Raw genomic sequence first — 15598 nt, forward strand, 5'->3', positions numbered from 1 at the left:
GACGCTAATTCCGAGGCAAGTGAAACAAAAACAGAGCGCCCGGCAGAAGCCGGGCGCGGAAACTTATCAGGAGCCCAGACGGTAGTTCGGGGACTCTTTGGTGATCGTCACGTCGTGAACGTGGCTCTCCTGGATACCCGCACCGCTGATGCGTACGAATTCCGCTTTAGTACGCAGCAGGTCAATGGTACCACAGCCGGTCAGACCCATACAGGAGCGCAGGCCGCCCATCTGCTGGTGAATGATCTCTTTCAGACGGCCTTTATAGGCAACGCGACCTTCGATACCTTCCGGCACCAGTTTGTCTGCGGCGTTATCAGTCTGGAAGTAACGGTCAGAGGAGCCTTTGGACATCGCGCCCAGGGAGCCCATACCGCGGTAAGATTTATAAGAACGGCCCTGGTAGAGTTCGATTTCTCCCGGGGATTCTTCGGTACCGGCCAGCATGGAGCCTACCATTACGGCAGCTGCGCCCGCGGCGATCGCTTTGGCGATGTCGCCAGAGAAGCGGATACCGCCGTCAGCGATAACCGGAATACCTGTGCCTTCCAGCGCTTCAACCGCGTCAGACACGGCGGTGATCTGCGGAACGCCCACGCCGGTGACGATACGGGTAGTACAGATAGAGCCAGGGCCGATACCCACTTTCACCGCGCTGCAGCCAGCGTCAGCCAGCGCACGAGCGCCTGCGCCAGTGGCCACGTTACCGCCGATGATCTGCAGATCAGGGTATTTGGCACGGGTGTCGCGAATACGTTGCAGAACGCCTTCGGAGTGGCCGTGAGAGGAGTCAATCAGCAGGACGTCAACGCCCGCAGCAACCAGAGCGTCAACGCGCTCTTCGTTACCGGCACCCGCGCCAACCGCAGCGCCAACGCGCAGACGGCCATGCTCGTCTTTACAGGCGTTAGGCTTACGTTCTGCTTTCTGGAAATCTTTAACGGTGATCATGCCGCGCAGGTGGAAGCTGCTGTCAACAACCAGCGCTTTTTCAACGCGTTTTTCGTGCATTTTTGCCAGCACCACGTCGCGGGTTTCACCTTCGCGAACGGTGACCAGACGCTCTTTTGGCGTCATGTACACGCTGACAGGCTGGTTCAGGTCAGTCACGAAACGCACGTCACGACCGGTGATGATGCCAACCAGTTCGTTCTCTTCGGTCACAACCGGGTAACCGGCGAAACCGTTACGTTCGGTCAGGGCTTTCACTTCGTGCAGCGTGGTGGTTGGCAGAACGGTCTGTGGGTCAGACACGATGCCGGATTCATGTTTCTTCACGCGGCGAACTTCTTCCGCCTGACGTTCGATAGACATGTTTTTGTGAATAAAGCCAATGCCACCTTCCTGTGCCAGGGCGATAGCCAGGCGCGCTTCAGTCACGGTGTCCATTGCCGCAGAGAGCATAGGAATGTTCAGGCGAATGGTTTTCGTCAACTGCGTGCTGAGATCGGCAGTATTCGGCAGAACAGTGGAGTGAGCGGGAACGAGGAGGACGTCGTCAAACGTCAGTGCTTCTTTAGCGATACGTAGCATGGGCAATATCTCTGACCTGGGTGGTTAAATATTGCCGTGGCATTATACAGAGCGTAACCGATTGCATCTACACTTTTTTATAAAAAAGCTTGCGATTGCCTCTCAGCAGGTTACTATCGACTGAATAACTTGCTGATTTAGAATTTGATCCCGCTCACATGTTATCCTCTCAATCCCCCTCAATTTATACCGTCAGCCGCCTTAATCAGACGGTGCGTTTGCTGCTTGAGCAGGAAATGGGGCAGGTCTGGATCAGCGGTGAGATCTCTAACTTCACGCAGCCGTCCTCCGGTCACTGGTACTTTACCTTAAAAGACGACACCGCCCAGGTGCGCTGCGCGATGTTCCGCAACAGCAACCGCCGCGTGACGTTCCGCCCTCAGCACGGCCAGCAGGTTCTGGTTCGCGCCAATATCACCCTGTATGAGCCGCGCGGCGATTATCAAATTATCGTCGAGAGCATGCAGCCTGCAGGTGAAGGCCTGCTGCAGCAGAAGTATGAACAGTTAAAAGCCCGCCTCTCTGCCGAAGGGCTGTTCGACCAGCAGTACAAAAAGACGCTGCCCTCACCTGCCCACTGCGTTGGGGTCATCACCTCGAAAACCGGTGCGGCACTGCACGATATTTTGCACGTGCTGAAGCGTCGCGATCCTTCCCTGCCCGTCATCATCTACCCGACCGCCGTTCAGGGTGACGATGCGCCGGGCCAGATAGTTCGCGCCATTGAGCTGGCGAACGCCCGTCAGGAGTGTGACGTATTAATCGTCGGGCGCGGCGGCGGCTCGCTGGAAGACCTGTGGAGCTTTAACGACGAGCGCGTGGCGCGGGCAATCTTTGCAAGCCTTATCCCCGTGGTGAGCGCCGTCGGCCACGAAACTGACGTAACGATAGCCGATTTTGTCGCGGATCTGCGCGCGCCTACGCCGTCCGCGGCGGCGGAAGTGGTCAGCCGCAACCAGCTGGAGCTGCTGCGTCAGATTCAGAACGGCCAGCAGCGTCTTGAGATGGCGATGGACTACTTCCTTGCCAACCGTACCCGCCGCTTTACCCAGCTTCATCATCGTCTTCAGCAGCAGCACCCGCAGCTGCGTCTGTCGCGTCAGCAGACCGTGCTGGAGCGCCTGCGTCAGCGCATGAGCTTTGCGGTGGACGCGCAGCTCAAGCGCGCGGTTTCGCGCCAGCAGCGCGTGGCGCAGCGCCTGAACCAGCAGAACCCGCAGCCGAAAATTTATCGCGCGCAAACGCGGATCCAGCAGCTGGAGTATCGTCTGGCGGAGAGCGTCCGGACGCGTCTGAGCACCACCCGCGAGCGTTTTGGCAATGCGGTGACCCATCTTGAAGCGGTCAGCCCCCTCTCCACGCTGGCGCGCGGCTATAGCGTGACGACGGCGACGGACGGCAAAGTGCTGAAGCAGACCAAACAGGTGAATACCGGCGATGTGCTGACGACGCGTCTTTCAGACGGCTGGGTAGAAAGCGAAGTGAAATCAATTAAACCGGTGAAAAAGACGCGTCAGCGTAAAACCGGATAATTCCTCGCCGGTTACTTACTATACTGCTGCTATTCCCTTTTTTAATAAGGAGAGCAGCATGCCCCATCTTCATAGCGTTATTCCCCCTTATATTCTTCGTCGTATTATCGAAAGCGGTTCCGAGCCGCAGCAGCGCTGTGCCCGTCAGACCTTAACCCACGTCCAGACGCTGATGGCCCACATGCCCGGCAAACCCGCCGCGCCGCACGTGAATAAAGCCGGGCAGCTGGAGCGCGATATTTACGACGCGAAGCATACCCAGGAGCTGCCGGGTACCCAGGTGCGTTACGAAGGCCAGCCGTCGAACGGCGATGTGGCGGTGGATGAAGCCTACGATTATTTAGGTATTACCCATGATTTCTTCTGGAAAGAATATCAGCGTGATTCGCTCGATAATAAAGGGCTTATTTTGACCGGTACCGTTCACTATGGCCGGGAATATCAGAACGCCTTCTGGAACGGTCAGCAGATGGTATTTGGCGACGGCGACGGGGAAATATTTAACCGCTTTACCATCGCCATCGACGTGGTGGCGCACGAGCTGAGCCACGGTGTGACCGAAACCGAAGCCGGGCTTATCTATTTTGAGCAGTCGGGCGCGCTGAACGAGTCTCTGTCGGACGTGTTTGGCTCGCTGGTTAAACAGTACCATCTGAAGCAAACCGCAGATAAGGCTGACTGGCTCATTGGTGAAGGGTTGCTGGCGAAAGGGATTAACGGCAAAGGGCTGCGCTCAATGTCTAAACCCGGCACCGCCTATGACGATCCCCTGCTCGGCAAAGACCCGCAGCCTGCGCACATGAAAGATTTCATTAAAACGCGCGAGGATAACGGCGGCGTGCACCTGAACTCCGGCATCCCCAACCGGGCATTTTATCTGGCCGCGACGGCGATCGGCGGCTACGCCTGGGAAAAAGCGGGTTATGCCTGGTACGACACGGTTTGCGATCGCAAACTGGCGCAGGATGCGGATTTTGAGGCCTTCGCAAAGCTGACGATCGCGCACGGAGAGAAACGCTCCGGCAGCGACGCTGGTGCGGCCATTAAACAAGCCTGGGAACAGGTGGGAGTGTTGTAAATGCAGGTTCCGGAACTGACGGATGACGCCGTGGTTGAGCTGGCCCGGGAAGGCGGCGTCGCTTTTATTCCCAAGCTGAGTGGACAGCGCACCATCGCGCTCTCCTCGCTCAATGAGGCCCAGCGCCAGCGCCTGGTGAGCATCCTGGAGCAGGCTTTTCCACGCGGTCAGCCGCCCGGGCAAGCTTCTTCACCCGGCAGCGGCGACCAGCGCTATTTCCGCATCCAGATTGTCTGGACCGGGCAAAATCAGGCGCACTACGCCGATATCATCGTGCTGGTGCCCGAGCAGGAAGCGCCCGAGTCGCTGGTCGAGCTGTGGAAGAAAGGCGAAGGCTGCGTCTGCGATTAACCTTTGGCCCGAACAAACTCCACGCGTTTTTTAGAGATAAGACCGTGGCCGTTCTGGCAGAAATAGTCCACCGCACCGCAGGCTTTTAATACCTGGAGTGGCTGATGGCACTCCGGGCAACGGGCTTCAAGTGCAATATCTTTATTACAGCTGTCGCAGTGCGCTACCCCGTTCTGGGGCTCCAGCGGTGCCTGGCATTCCGGGCAGGTAATCGACATATTCTCTCCTGTTGGGTTTTACCGGGACAGGATAACTGCCCCGGTAGGCTGAACATTATCAGGCTTCAGCTGCCGGTTTAGTCTGCGCATTTTCCAGCATGCGGCGCACCGGAACAATAAGGACGATCAGTACCGCGGCACAAATCAGCAGCGCGATGGAGCAGCGAGCGAAGAGATCCGGCAGCATATCCAGCTGGTCGGCCTTCACGTGGCCGCCAATCAGGCCCGCAGCCAGGTTACCCAGCGCGCTGGCGCAGAACCACAGCCCCATCATCTGGCCGCGCATTCTTTCCGGCGCAAGCAGCGTCATGGTCGCCAGGCCAATCGGACTCAGGCACAGTTCGCCGAGCGTCAGCATCAGGATGCTGCCCACCAGCCAGAACGGCGACACGCCCGCTCCACCGCTGCTCAGCACGTTCTGTGCCGCCAGCATCATCAGGCCAAAGCCTGCCGCCGCGCACAAAATACCAATAACGAACTTGGTGATGCTGCTCGGGCGAATGTTTTTGCTCGCGAGCTTCGGCCATGCCCAGCTAAACACCGGTGCCAGCAGGATGATGAACAGGGCGTTGATTGACTGGAACCACACCGCCGGGATTTCAAAATCGCCAATCATGCGGTTAGTGTAGTCGTTGGCAAACAGGTTAAACGAGGTTGGCTTCTGCTCAAACGCGGACCAGAAGAACGCCGCTGAAATCAGCAGAATAAAGCAGACCAACAGCCTGGCGCGCTCTTTACGGTTCAGCCCCGCAAAGACAAACAGATAAATAAAGTAGAGGGCAACGGACGCCGCAATCACGTAGACCAGCACGCTGGCTACCGCGACCGGGTTAATCACAATCACGCCCTGCGCAATCAGCGTCACGATCGTTGCCACGCCTGCCGCCAGTGCCAGCAGCCAAACGCCCACGCCGTTACGCTTCACCACCGGGCTGTTCCAGGTAGAGTCGAGGCCGACTTCGCCGTCATAGCGTTTCATTGCCGGAACGGCAAACACGCGGAAGATAATCAGCGCCACCAGCATCCCGATGCCGCCAATACCAAAGCCCCAGTGCCAGCCGTGAGTTTTAATCAGCCAGCCGGAAATCAGCGGCGCGATGAACGAGCCCATGTTGATGCCCATATAAAACAGCGAGAAACCGCCGTCACGACGCGCGTCGCCTTTTTTATACAGGGTGCCGACCATCACCGAGATACAGGTTTTGAACAGCCCTGAGCCAAGCACGATGAACATCAGGCCGATAAAGAACAGGTTGTTCCCCATCACCGCAGAGAGCGCGATCGACAGGTGGCCGAGCGCAATCAGGATCGAACCGTACCAGACGGCTCTCTGCTGACCGAGCCAGTTATCGGCCAGCCAGCCGCCCGGCAGCGCGGCCAGGTACATGGTACCGGCAAAGATACCGACAATCGCCGAGGCGTTTTCACGCGCCAGGCCCATCCCGCCGTCATAGACGGTGGCGGCCATAAACAGGATCAGTAACGGACGAATGCCGTAAAACGAGAAGCGCTCCCACATCTCGGTGAAGAACAGGGAACCGAGCGGATACGGATGGCCGAAGAACGTTCGGCTCTCTTTTTGATTAACAGTGGATTGCATAATTCTCCCGAAAGGTATGTCGTCGTGCTTGTAAACACCAGCAGGTACGCCGGCCAGTTACGTATCTGGCCGATTTTTTACATGCGGCGAAAAGTTAGTTAACCATTTGATAACCAGGCGCTAGTTTTGTCTAGTACCGGACCCTGGACTTTAAGATGAAAATTCGACGATTGTCTACTTTCTTAGATTTAAACTTGGTTAAAAGTGAATAGTGATTGACTTCACACAGAGAAAACCGGCGGTATGATTGGACAAAAAAAAGCCCGCGATAAACGCGGGCTTTCGTGAAGCAGGTAAAGCTTATTTGCTTTTCTTAATGTGCTTAATCAAGCGCTTACGCTTACGCATCTGGTTTGGCGTCAGGGTGTTGCGCTTGTTGGCAAACGGGTTTTCCCCTTCCTTGAACTGGATACGGATAGGCGTGCCCATTACGTCCAGCGATTTACGGAAGTAGTTCATCAGATAGCGCTTGTAGGAATCCGGCAGGTCTTTCACCTGGTTGCCGTGAATTACTACGATTGGCGGGTTGTAACCACCGGCGTGGGCATATTTCAGCTTCACGCGACGGCCGCGCACCAGCGGCGGCTGATGGTCTTCAGCAGCCATATTCATGATGCGGGTCAGCATCGCGGTGCTCTGACGACGGGTGGAGCTGTCGTACGCTTCACGCACGGATTCGAACAGGTTACCCACCCCGCTGCCGTGCAGCGCAGAGATAAAGTGCACGCGGGCGAAGTCGATAAAGCCCAGACGGAAGTCGAGAGTCTCTTTCACCTGCTCGCGCACTTCATTGCTCAGGCCATCCCACTTGTTGACCACGATAACCAGTGAGCGCCCACTATTGAGGATAAAGCCGAGCAGAGAGAGGTCCTGATCGGAGATTCCTTCGCGTGCGTCGATGACCAGCAGCACAACGTTGGCATCTTCGATCGCCTGCAGGGTTTTGATAACGGAGAATTTTTCCACCACATCGGTGATTTTCCCGCGCTTACGCACCCCGGCGGTGTCGATGAGGACATACTCACGCTCATCGCGCTGCATAGGAATGTAGATGCTGTCACGGGTGGTGCCCGGCATGTCGTAAACGACCACGCGCTCTTCACCCAGAATACGGTTAGTAAGCGTAGACTTACCTACGTTTGGACGACCCACGATGGCCAGCTTGATCGGCAGATCCTGCGGGTTGAAGTCGTCTTCAGGCTCTTCTTCGCCCTCTTCTCCGTCTTCAAACTGCGCCCAGTATTCAGCGTCTTCGTCTACTTCTTCCGGCGGGTTTACTTCGTCAACCCACGGCAGCAGAACGGTTTCCAGCAGGCTGGTGACGCCACGGCCATGCGATGCCGCAATCGGGTAGATTTCACCCAGACCCAGAGACCAGAAATCCGCGACGGCCTGATCGGCATCGATGCCGTCAGTTTTGTTCGCCACCAGGAAGGTCGGCTTTTCGCGTGAACGCAGGTGTTTGGCAATAGCGGAGTCCGCCGGCATCAGGCCAGCGCGCGCATCCACCATAAACAGCACCACATCCGCCTCTTCAATCGCCAGCAGCGACTGTTCCGCCATGCGGGTTTCAACGCCGTCTTCTGTGCCGTCAATACCACCGGTATCAATACAGATGAACTCGCGTCCTTCCACCTCTGCACGACCGTACTTACGGTCACGCGTCAGCCCCGGGAAATCCGCAACCAGCGCATCACGGGTGCGTGTTAAACGGTTAAAAAGAGTGGATTTTCCAACGTTAGGGCGCCCGACAAGCGCGACCACAGGTACCATGTTTGAAGCCTCATAAAATTCAAAATAACGTCGCTTTCGCGGCGTTTTTAAAAATGTCAAAACGGCTCCTGAGTGAACAGGAGCCGTTTAGTATACTACAACCGCCGGGTAATTAACGCGTGATCGCGTACAGCGTGCCGTCTTTTGCCTGAATCAGCAGTTTGCCGTCGGCCACAACCGGATCGGTCAGGAAACCAGAACTGTCGACTTTCTGCTGTGCAACAAAGCGGCCGTTATCCGGATCGATCCAGTGCATATACCCTTCGCTATCGCCAACCACCAGGCTACCGTTGTACAGCGCAGGCGAGGTCAGCAGACGGTGCAGCAGATCGCTTTGCGTCCACAGCGTCACGCCGCCTTCGGTGCTCAGCGCCAGCAGACGATCGTTCTGATCGACCATATAGATGCGGTTGCCCTCAACAATGAAATCGTTCACAGAGCCCAGCTCACGTTTCCACATGATCTGGCCGCTGCGCAGATCCAGCGCGGTCAGGTTGCCGTTATAGGCCAGCGCGTAAACCACACCGTTAACGATGACCGGCGTTGTGTCTACGTCGCTCAGGCGGTCAATTTCCGTTGAGCCGGTGGCCTGAGAGATACGCTGCTGCCAGATCATCTGACCCTGCTGCATCAGCACGGCGCTCACGCGACCGTTGTCACCGCCCACAATGGCAGCACCAAATGCGGTAGCCGGTGCTGATTCGCCGCGCAGAGAGAGCGCAGGCATATCCAGGTTAACGGTCCATTTCACCAGACCGTCAGCTTCGTTCAGCGCCTGCAGCTGGCCGTTGCTGGTATGAATCAGCACCAGACCGTCGCTCACCACCGGACGAGACAGGGATTCACCCGCTACGGTTGTTTGCCAGGCAATAGAGCCGTCGCTGCTGTTCAGCGCATAAACCTGCGCTTTTTCGCTGCCCACGTAAACATGGCCACCGGCAACGGTCAGACCGCCAGAGAGCAGTGCAGGTTTACGGGAGAACCAGCCGTCTTTTTCCGCCAGGTTAACGGACCATACTTCTTTCCCGTCATCGGCGTTCACCGCTTTCACAGTACCTTTGCGGTCAGCGGCATAGACAACGCTGTCTGCATACGCAGGATGAAGGTTGGAATAGAAATCACCAATCCCATTGCCCACGGAGACATCCCACGCGGTGGATGGGGTAAACTGGTTTTCAACCGTCGGCAGTGGGGACATTTTCACAACGTCTTCTTCGCCACTGAACAGTGAACAACCACTCAATAACGTAACAGAAAGCAGTCCTGGCAGAAGTAATTTACGCAATTGCATCGGGTCCCTCTCAGACGGACAAATTATTTATTTTCATCTGCATCATTTCGCTCAGCGCAGGTGAAGCATTGCTCTCTACGCCAGCTTGCCACGCTTTACGCGCGCCCGCTTTGTCACCTTTGCTCAGCAGTGCTTCACCGCGCAGATCGGCAACGATGGCAGCAAAACCTTCGCCTTTGATGGTATCGAGCGTTTTCAGCGCATCGTCAGCTTTTTTCTGCTGAACCTGAATACGTGCCAGGCGCAGATTGATCACCGCTTTCAGGTTCTCATCGCTGGCCGCAGCAAGGCTCTGCGAGAGCTGAGCAGCGGCTTTATCCAGTTCGTTCTTATCAACGTACTGCTGAGCCACTTCCAGCGCAGCCAGTGCACCGTAGGTGTTTTTGTTGTCAGCCGCAAATTTTTCTGCCGCAGTCAGCGTTTGCGGCTGATCGGCACGAATTGCGCTCACGGTATTTTCATAGGACAGAGACGCGCCGCGCGCGGAATCCGCCTGATGATTGTTCCAGTAACGCCAGCCCACCAGCGCACCGATACCTAAAACAACCCCAACAACCAGCGCTTTGCCGTTTTCAACAAAGAAGCGCTTAATCGCGTCGACCTGATCGTGTTCGTTCTCGTAAATTTCCACGCAGTCCTTCTCCTTAGCCCAATAGAGTGCGCAAGTGCGCCGCAACGCCGTCCTGCGTTACCGTTGTCTGCTCACCAGAGCGCAGGTCCTTCACCACCACTTCGCCGTTAGCCACTTCGGACTCGCCCAGCACCAGTGCAATACTTGCGCCCCACTTATCGGCACGAGCAAACTGTTTTTTAAAGTTGCCGCCGCCATGGTTGGTCATCAGCTTAACGCCCGGCAGCGCATCGCGCACGCGTTCGGCAAGCTGCATCGCCGCAGACTGCGTTTCCGCGCCTGAAGCCACCAGGTATATATCGACAACGGAATCTGCTTTAAATTCCGGATTAACTGCCTGAACCAGCAAAACAAGTCGCTCAAGGCCCATCGCGAAGCCAACAGCAGGGGCTGCGCGACCTCCAAGCTGCTCAACCAGACCGTCATAACGGCCGCCCGCACATACGGTGCCCTGAGAACCGAGGCTGGTGGTCACCCACTCAAACACGGTACGGTTGTAGTAGTCCAGACCGCGCACCAGGCGCTGATTCACGGTATAGGCGATGCCTGCCGCTTCAAGCAGCTTGCACAGGCCCGCGAAGTGTTCGCGAGATTCTTCATCCAGGTAGTCACCCAGCGCAGGCGCATCGTTCAGCAGTGCCTGAACATCCGCGTTTTTGGAATCCAGAACGCGCAGCGGGTTGCTGTACATGCGACGTTTGCAGTCTTCGTCCAGCTTCTCTTTATGCTGTTCCAGGAACGCCACCAGCGCATCGCGGTAGTTAGCGCGTGCTTCCAGAGAACCGATAGAGTTCAGCTCAAGAGAAACGTGATCGGCGATACCGAGGGCGCGCCACCAGCGGGCGGTCAGCATAATCAGTTCGGCGTCAATGTCCGGGCCCTGCAGGCCAAAGACTTCCACGCCCAGCTGATTGAACTGGCGATAACGACCTTTCTGAGGACGTTCGTGGCGGAACATCGGGCCGATATACCACAGGCGCTGCTCCTGATTGTACAGAAGACCATGTTCGATGCCGGCGCGTACGCAGCCCGCCGTACCTTCCGGACGCAGGGTCAGGCTGTCGCCGTTGCGATCCTCAAAGGTGTACATCTCTTTTTCAACCACGTCGGTGACTTCACCGATCGCGCGTTTGAATAACGGGGTCTGCTCTACAATCGGCAAACGGATTTCGCTGTAACCGTAGCTGCCGAGCACCTGCTTCAGTGTGCCTTCAATGCGCTGCCAGATGGCGGTTTCGCCAGGCAGATAATCGTTCATGCCGCGGATGGCTTGAATGTTTTTTGCCACGTTTATTCTCTTTCTATATACAAAAAAAACCCAAAGAATGGGTTCAATCATACATGGGAAGCGGCACGCTTCCCATCACGTTATTTTTCAACCTGCTGAACGCTGATACGCTGTGTTTCGTCCATCATGGCGGCTTTGGCGCGGATGCGGGCTTCAAGCTGGTCGATCATGTCGCTATTATCCAGACGATCTTTACGAACGCCATCTTCATAGAGACCACTTTTCTTGTTACCGCCGGTTACGCCCAGGGTTGACACCAATGCTTCACCCGGACCGTTTACCACGCAGCCGATGATGGAGACGTCCATCGGGGTGATAATGTCTTCCAGACGCTGCTCCAGGGCATTCACCGTCCCGATCACATCAAACTCCTGACGCGAGCAGGTTGGGCAGGCAATGAAGTTGATCCCACGTGCGCGAATGCGCAGCGATTTCAGGATATCGAAACCGACTTTGATCTCTTCGACCGGATCGGCCGCCAGCGAGACGCGCAGGGTGTCACCGATCCCTTCAGAGAGCAGCAGCCCCAGACCGATCGCGGATTTTACAGAGCCGCTGCGCAGGCCACCTGCTTCGGTGATCCCGAGGTGCAGAGGCTGGTCGATCTGTTTTGCCAGCAGACGATAAGACTCTACCGCCAGGAACACGTCGGACGCTTTTACGCTGACTTTGAACTGATCGAAGTTAAGACGATCGAGATGATCGACATGACGCATCGCGGATTCGAGCAGCGCCTGTGGCGTCGGCTCGCCGTATTTTTCCTGCAGGTCTTTTTCCAGGGAACCGGCGTTAACGCCGATACGGATAGGAATATTTTTATCGCGGGCGCAGTCCACGACCATGCGGATACGCTCTTCGTTACCGATGTTGCCCGGGTTAATCCGCAGGCAATCGACGCCGTATTCGGCCACTTTCAGTGCGATGCGGTAGTCGAAGTGGATATCAGCCACCAGCGGAACGCTGACCTGCTGTTTGATCAGTTTGAACGCCTCAGCGGCATCCATGGTCGGGACGGAGACGCGAACAATGTCTGCGCCTACACGTTCTAATGCTTTGATTTGATTAACCGTCGCTTCTACATCGGTAGTGCGCGTGTTGGTCATCGACTGAACGGCGATAGGTGCCCCATCGCCGATTGGCACATTCCCAACGTAAATCCGTTTCGATTTTCTACGTTGAATCGGAGCCTGGTTATGCATGAAAAATCTCCCGCGTTGCCCGTCTGTTACTGTGCTGCTGATTGTTCGGCATTAACGGTAAGACGTGCAACCTGGTTAGTTCTGATAAAGCGACTCAGGTCGACAGGTTTTCCTTGATACTGGATCTGTACCGCTGCCGGAGCGCCGATTTTAAGTTTATAGGGAGCCTGGCCGGTTAGGTTTAACGTGCCATCTTTACGCTGCAGACCGCTGAACAGCTTTTTACCTGTCGCGTCAGTCACTTCCAGCCAGCAGTCGGCGCTGAAGTTCATCACCAGCGCGTTGGGATCGGCTGCTGTTGCCGTACCCGCCGGGCTGGTTGGCAGAGACGCTGCGCTATTGTCTGCAGGCTGAGTAGCCGCAGGCGCGTTCGCCGCAGTATCAACATTCGCCTGAGAAGGGGCAACAACCGCGTTTTGATCCTGAGCCTGCGGCGCAGCGGTGTTAGCCGTTGCTGCCGGAGCCTGTGTTGTATCGGTCGCCGACGCTTCTGGCGCTGCGGTCTGTGGCTCGCTGGAGGAAGCTGCGCCGTCAGTATTCAGCGGCACGTTCTGGGCATTCTCACTTCCGGCCTGGTTGAGTTCAGCGGAGGATTGATCGGCCATGGTGGTAATCTCTTCCTGCTGCGCCTTGTGGTTTTGCCACCACCATGCGCCGGTCAGACCGATCACCACAAACAGTACCAGCCAGGTAAAGCTCATCAGCCAGCCATCGCGTTTTTTACGACGTTTCCCCAGGGAGAAGGTCTGCATCGGCGCAACTTTTGCTGCACGGACCGGCGCCTGCTTCTCCATCATTGGCAGTAATTCGTTTTCGGGGATATGGACCAGTTTTGCGTAAGAGCGGATATAACCGCGCAAGAACGTTGAAGCCAGATCGGCAGGCGCCTTATCTTCTTCAATATCGCGAACCGTGGAAACCTTCAGGCACAAGCGTTCCGCAACGGCTTGCTGGCTGAGTCCGAGTTGTTCACGGGCGTTGCGAAGACGAACGCCAGTGGAGAGTGCTTCATGTTGGTCGTGAGTGGCTTCAGTATTCATTCGCTACAACTACTGGTACGTGAAAAATAAGGGTTCAGGTGCCGGTGAGTCACAATGCCACCCGCACCGCGAAACTTCTGGTCAGTTAACCTTGAACAGAGAGTATAAGACTGTCAGCCCGGAGATGACAGTACAGCCCTGCCCGTACGGCTAAACTGTTGTTACGTCGTTACATACTGCCCGAAAGTCGGATGAAACGCACCGTAATTATTGTTCAGTCATCACGAATCTGACTGATTATTCAGTAAGACCAGGCTTCACGGCGCAGATAATGCGCCGTGAGTGCATAATAATCAAACAGCTTTAACCGCGATCGTCTCGCCCTGCATGCGTTTACGCAGGGTACGTTTGGTACGGTCAATAACATCACCAGCCAGCTGTCCGCATGCTGCATCAATGTCATCACCACGGGTTTTACGCACGATAGTGGTGAAACCATACTCCATCAGCACCTTGGAGAAACGGTCGATACGGCTGTTCGAGCTACGGCCATACGGCGCGCCCGGGAACGGGTTCCATGGGATCAGGTTGATTTTGCATGGCGTATCTTTCAGCAGTTCAGCCAGCTGATGCGCATGTTCGGTACCGTCGTTGACGTGGTCAAGCATCACGTACTCGATGGTGACGCGGCCCTGGTTGGCGTTGGATTTCTCCAGATAGCGACGCACCGCAGCGAGGAAGGTTTCGATATTGTACTTTTTGTTGATCGGCACAATTTCGTCACGAATTTCGTCGTTTGGTGCATGCAGGGAGATCGCCAGCGCAACGTCAATCATATCGCCCAGCTTGTCCAGCGCAGGCACAACGCCAGAGGTAGACAGCGTGACGCGACGCTTGGACAGACCAAAACCGAAGTCATCCAGCATGATTTCCATCGCCGGAACGACGTTGGTCAGGTTCAGCAGCGGCTCACCCATCCCCATCATAACCACGTTGGTGATAGGACGCGTACCGGTTACTTTTGCCGCACCGACGATTTTCGCGGCGCGCCAGACCTGGCCGATAATTTCTGACACCCGCAGGTTACGGTTAAAGCCTTGCTGCGCGGTAGAGCAGAATTTGCACTCCAGCGCACAGCCTACCTGAGAGGAGACACACAGCGTGGCGCGGTCTTCTTCCGGGATGTAGACGGTCTCAACGCGCTGATCGCCGACCGCAATCGCCCATTTGATGGTGCCATCTGCGGAGCGCTGCTCTTCCACCACTTCCGGTGCGCGGATTTCAGCCACTTCCTTAAGCTTGTTGCGCAGGACCTTGTTGATGTCAGTCATGTCATCAAAATTGTCGCTGCAGTAATGGTACATCCACTTCATGACCTGATCGGCACGAAACGGCTTTTCGCCCATCTCTTTAAAGAACTCGCGCATCTGCTGACGGTTCAGATCCAGCAGGTTGATTTTTCCATTTTTATTGGGAACCGCAGGAATGGCGACTTCGGAGGTATTCACTAATTCAGACATAATATTTTCCGGCCTCGTTGTTACACGTTATGGCCCATGGAGGGTTGAATAGAAACGCCCCGGAAAGCAGTCTGCTCGTCCGGGGCGTTGCATTGTACAAAGTCTGGCGCAGGGATGCCACGTCTGGACGCGGCATTTACGAAAATAATGTGTAAACGAAACCGTTAAATTAACGGGTGCGTGGACACACTTCGCCTTCTGCGAAGAAGAAAGCGATTTCGCGTGCAGCAGATTCAACAGAGTCAGAACCGTGGGTGCCGTTCTCGGTGAAGCTGTCCGCATAGTCAGCGCGCAGAGTACCTGCCAGCGCGTTGTCCGGGTTGGTTGCGCCCAGCAGGTCACGGTGACGCTGTACTGCGTTTTCGCCTTCCAGCACGGATACCACGATTGGGCCGGAGGTCATGAACTCAACCAGGCCGTCAAAGAATGGGCGACCTTCGTGCTCAGCGTAGAAACCGCGAGCCTGTTCAACGGTCAGGTGCAGCATTTTGGTGCCAACAATTTTGAACCCTGCAGATTCAAAGCGAGCGAAGATGCTGCCAATAACGTTTTTTGCCACCGCGTTTGGTTTGATGATGGAAAAAGTACGTTCAATAGCCATGAT

At 56.0% G+C, this 15598-nt stretch carries 14 protein-coding genes; 3 read left to right on the forward strand and 11 right to left on the reverse strand.

Annotation, left to right across the window (positions count from 1 at the left end; genetic code table 11):
• Nucleotides 1-66: 66 nt before the first annotated feature.
• The gene (guaB, locus tag NWV12_RS16305; protein ID WP_023333022.1) at nt 67-1533 is read right to left on the reverse strand and encodes an IMP dehydrogenase; all 1467 of its coding nucleotides are present in this window, start codon (nt 1531-1533) and stop codon (nt 67-69) included.
• 158 nt (nt 1534-1691) lie between these two features.
• On the opposite strand from guaB, the gene xseA reads away from it, so the two are divergent.
• Genes xseA through NWV12_RS16320 form a run of 3 tightly spaced genes read left to right on the forward strand, consistent with a single transcriptional unit; the run spans nt 1692 to nt 4494 of the window.
• Nucleotides 1692-3065: an exodeoxyribonuclease VII large subunit gene (gene xseA, locus NWV12_RS16310; protein WP_048978851.1), complete on the forward strand. Its 1374-nt coding sequence runs from the start codon at nt 1692-1694 to the stop codon at nt 3063-3065.
• A gap of 58 nt (nt 3066-3123) precedes the next feature.
• Nucleotides 3124-4143, forward strand: coding sequence for a M4 family metallopeptidase (locus NWV12_RS16315; protein WP_048978850.1), 1020 nt, complete (start codon nt 3124-3126; stop codon nt 4141-4143).
• Nucleotides 4144-4494, forward strand: a complete 351-nt coding sequence (locus NWV12_RS16320) for a protealysin inhibitor emfourin (protein WP_033146198.1) — start codon at nt 4144-4146, stop codon at nt 4492-4494.
• Here the strand turns inward: NWV12_RS16320 and NWV12_RS16325 are convergent.
• The 10 genes from NWV12_RS16325 to ndk form a co-directional block, all read right to left on the reverse strand.
• Nucleotides 4491-4712 (reverse strand): zinc ribbon domain-containing protein, encoded by a 222-nt coding sequence (locus tag NWV12_RS16325; RefSeq protein ID WP_048978849.1) that lies wholly within the window; start codon nt 4710-4712, stop codon nt 4491-4493. The two genes, NWV12_RS16320 and NWV12_RS16325, sit on opposite strands and share 4 nt — an antisense overlap.
• A 58-nt stretch (nt 4713-4770) precedes the next feature.
• The gene (locus tag NWV12_RS16330) at nt 4771-6312 is read right to left on the reverse strand and encodes a peptide MFS transporter (RefSeq protein ID WP_023308797.1); all 1542 of its coding nucleotides are present in this window, start codon (nt 6310-6312) and stop codon (nt 4771-4773) included.
• 300 nt (nt 6313-6612) lie between these two features.
• On the reverse strand, nt 6613-8085 hold the full coding sequence (der, locus tag NWV12_RS16335; protein WP_023308811.1) for a ribosome biogenesis GTPase Der: 1473 nt from the start codon (nt 8083-8085) through the stop codon (nt 6613-6615).
• A gap of 112 nt (nt 8086-8197) precedes the next feature.
• Nucleotides 8198-9376: an outer membrane protein assembly factor BamB gene (gene bamB, locus NWV12_RS16340; protein WP_039263735.1), complete on the reverse strand. Its 1179-nt coding sequence runs from the start codon at nt 9374-9376 to the stop codon at nt 8198-8200.
• A 10-nt stretch (nt 9377-9386) separates the two neighbouring features.
• The gene (locus tag NWV12_RS16345; RefSeq protein ID WP_039263736.1) at nt 9387-10007 is read right to left on the reverse strand and encodes a YfgM family protein; all 621 of its coding nucleotides are present in this window, start codon (nt 10005-10007) and stop codon (nt 9387-9389) included.
• A 13-nt stretch (nt 10008-10020) separates the two neighbouring features.
• A complete protein-coding gene (hisS, locus tag NWV12_RS16350; protein ID WP_032622984.1) occupies nt 10021-11295 on the reverse strand; it encodes a histidine--tRNA ligase in 1275 nt (424 codons plus the stop codon).
• A gap of 80 nt (nt 11296-11375) precedes the next feature.
• On the reverse strand, nt 11376-12494 hold the full coding sequence (gene ispG / locus NWV12_RS16355; protein ID WP_023308814.1) for a flavodoxin-dependent (E)-4-hydroxy-3-methylbut-2-enyl-diphosphate synthase: 1119 nt from the start codon (nt 12492-12494) through the stop codon (nt 11376-11378).
• Between the two features lie 26 nt (nt 12495-12520).
• The gene (rodZ, locus tag NWV12_RS16360) at nt 12521-13534 is read right to left on the reverse strand and encodes a cytoskeleton protein RodZ (protein WP_048978848.1); all 1014 of its coding nucleotides are present in this window, start codon (nt 13532-13534) and stop codon (nt 12521-12523) included.
• A gap of 293 nt (nt 13535-13827) precedes the next feature.
• Complete coding sequence (locus tag NWV12_RS16365) at nt 13828-14994, reverse strand: bifunctional tRNA (adenosine(37)-C2)-methyltransferase TrmG/ribosomal RNA large subunit methyltransferase RlmN (RefSeq protein ID WP_014171168.1); 1167 nt, start codon at nt 14992-14994, stop codon at nt 13828-13830.
• Nucleotides 14995-15163: 169 nt separating this feature from the next.
• A complete protein-coding gene (ndk, locus tag NWV12_RS16370; protein ID WP_003860625.1) occupies nt 15164-15595 on the reverse strand; it encodes a nucleoside-diphosphate kinase in 432 nt (143 codons plus the stop codon).
• Nucleotides 15596-15598 lie beyond the last annotated feature (3 nt).

This window comes from Enterobacter sp. Crenshaw (genome assembly GCF_024734705.1).
Taxonomy (GTDB): Bacteria; Pseudomonadota; Gammaproteobacteria; order Enterobacterales; family Enterobacteriaceae; genus Enterobacter; species Enterobacter asburiae_B.

Bases quoted from the DNA above. Each gene is read 5' to 3' on its own strand.
- NWV12_RS16320 (WP_033146198.1), top strand. From the start codon at position 4,144: ATGCAGGTTCCGGAACTGACGGATGACGCCGTGGTTGAGCTGGCCCGG.
- bamB (WP_039263735.1), bottom strand. From the start codon at position 9,376: ATGCAATTGCGTAAATTACTTCTGCCAGGACTGCTTTCTGTTACGTTA.
- guaB (WP_023333022.1), bottom strand. From the start codon at position 1,533: ATGCTACGTATCGCTAAAGAAGCACTGACGTTTGACGACGTCCTCCTC.
- xseA (WP_048978851.1), top strand. From the start codon at position 1,692: ATGTTATCCTCTCAATCCCCCTCAATTTATACCGTCAGCCGCCTTAAT.
- der (WP_023308811.1), bottom strand. From the start codon at position 8,085: ATGGTACCTGTGGTCGCGCTTGTCGGGCGCCCTAACGTTGGAAAATCC.
- ndk (WP_003860625.1), bottom strand. From the start codon at position 15,595: ATGGCTATTGAACGTACTTTTTCCATCATCAAACCAAACGCGGTGGCA.
- NWV12_RS16315 (WP_048978850.1), top strand. From the start codon at position 3,124: ATGCCCCATCTTCATAGCGTTATTCCCCCTTATATTCTTCGTCGTATT.
- ispG (WP_023308814.1), bottom strand. From the start codon at position 12,494: ATGCATAACCAGGCTCCGATTCAACGTAGAAAATCGAAACGGATTTAC.
- NWV12_RS16330 (WP_023308797.1), bottom strand. From the start codon at position 6,312: ATGCAATCCACTGTTAATCAAAAAGAGAGCCGAACGTTCTTCGGCCAT.
- NWV12_RS16325 (WP_048978849.1), bottom strand. From the start codon at position 4,712: ATGTCGATTACCTGCCCGGAATGCCAGGCACCGCTGGAGCCCCAGAAC.
- NWV12_RS16365 (WP_014171168.1), bottom strand. From the start codon at position 14,994: ATGTCTGAATTAGTGAATACCTCCGAAGTCGCCATTCCTGCGGTTCCC.
- rodZ (WP_048978848.1), bottom strand. From the start codon at position 13,534: ATGAATACTGAAGCCACTCACGACCAACATGAAGCACTCTCCACTGGC.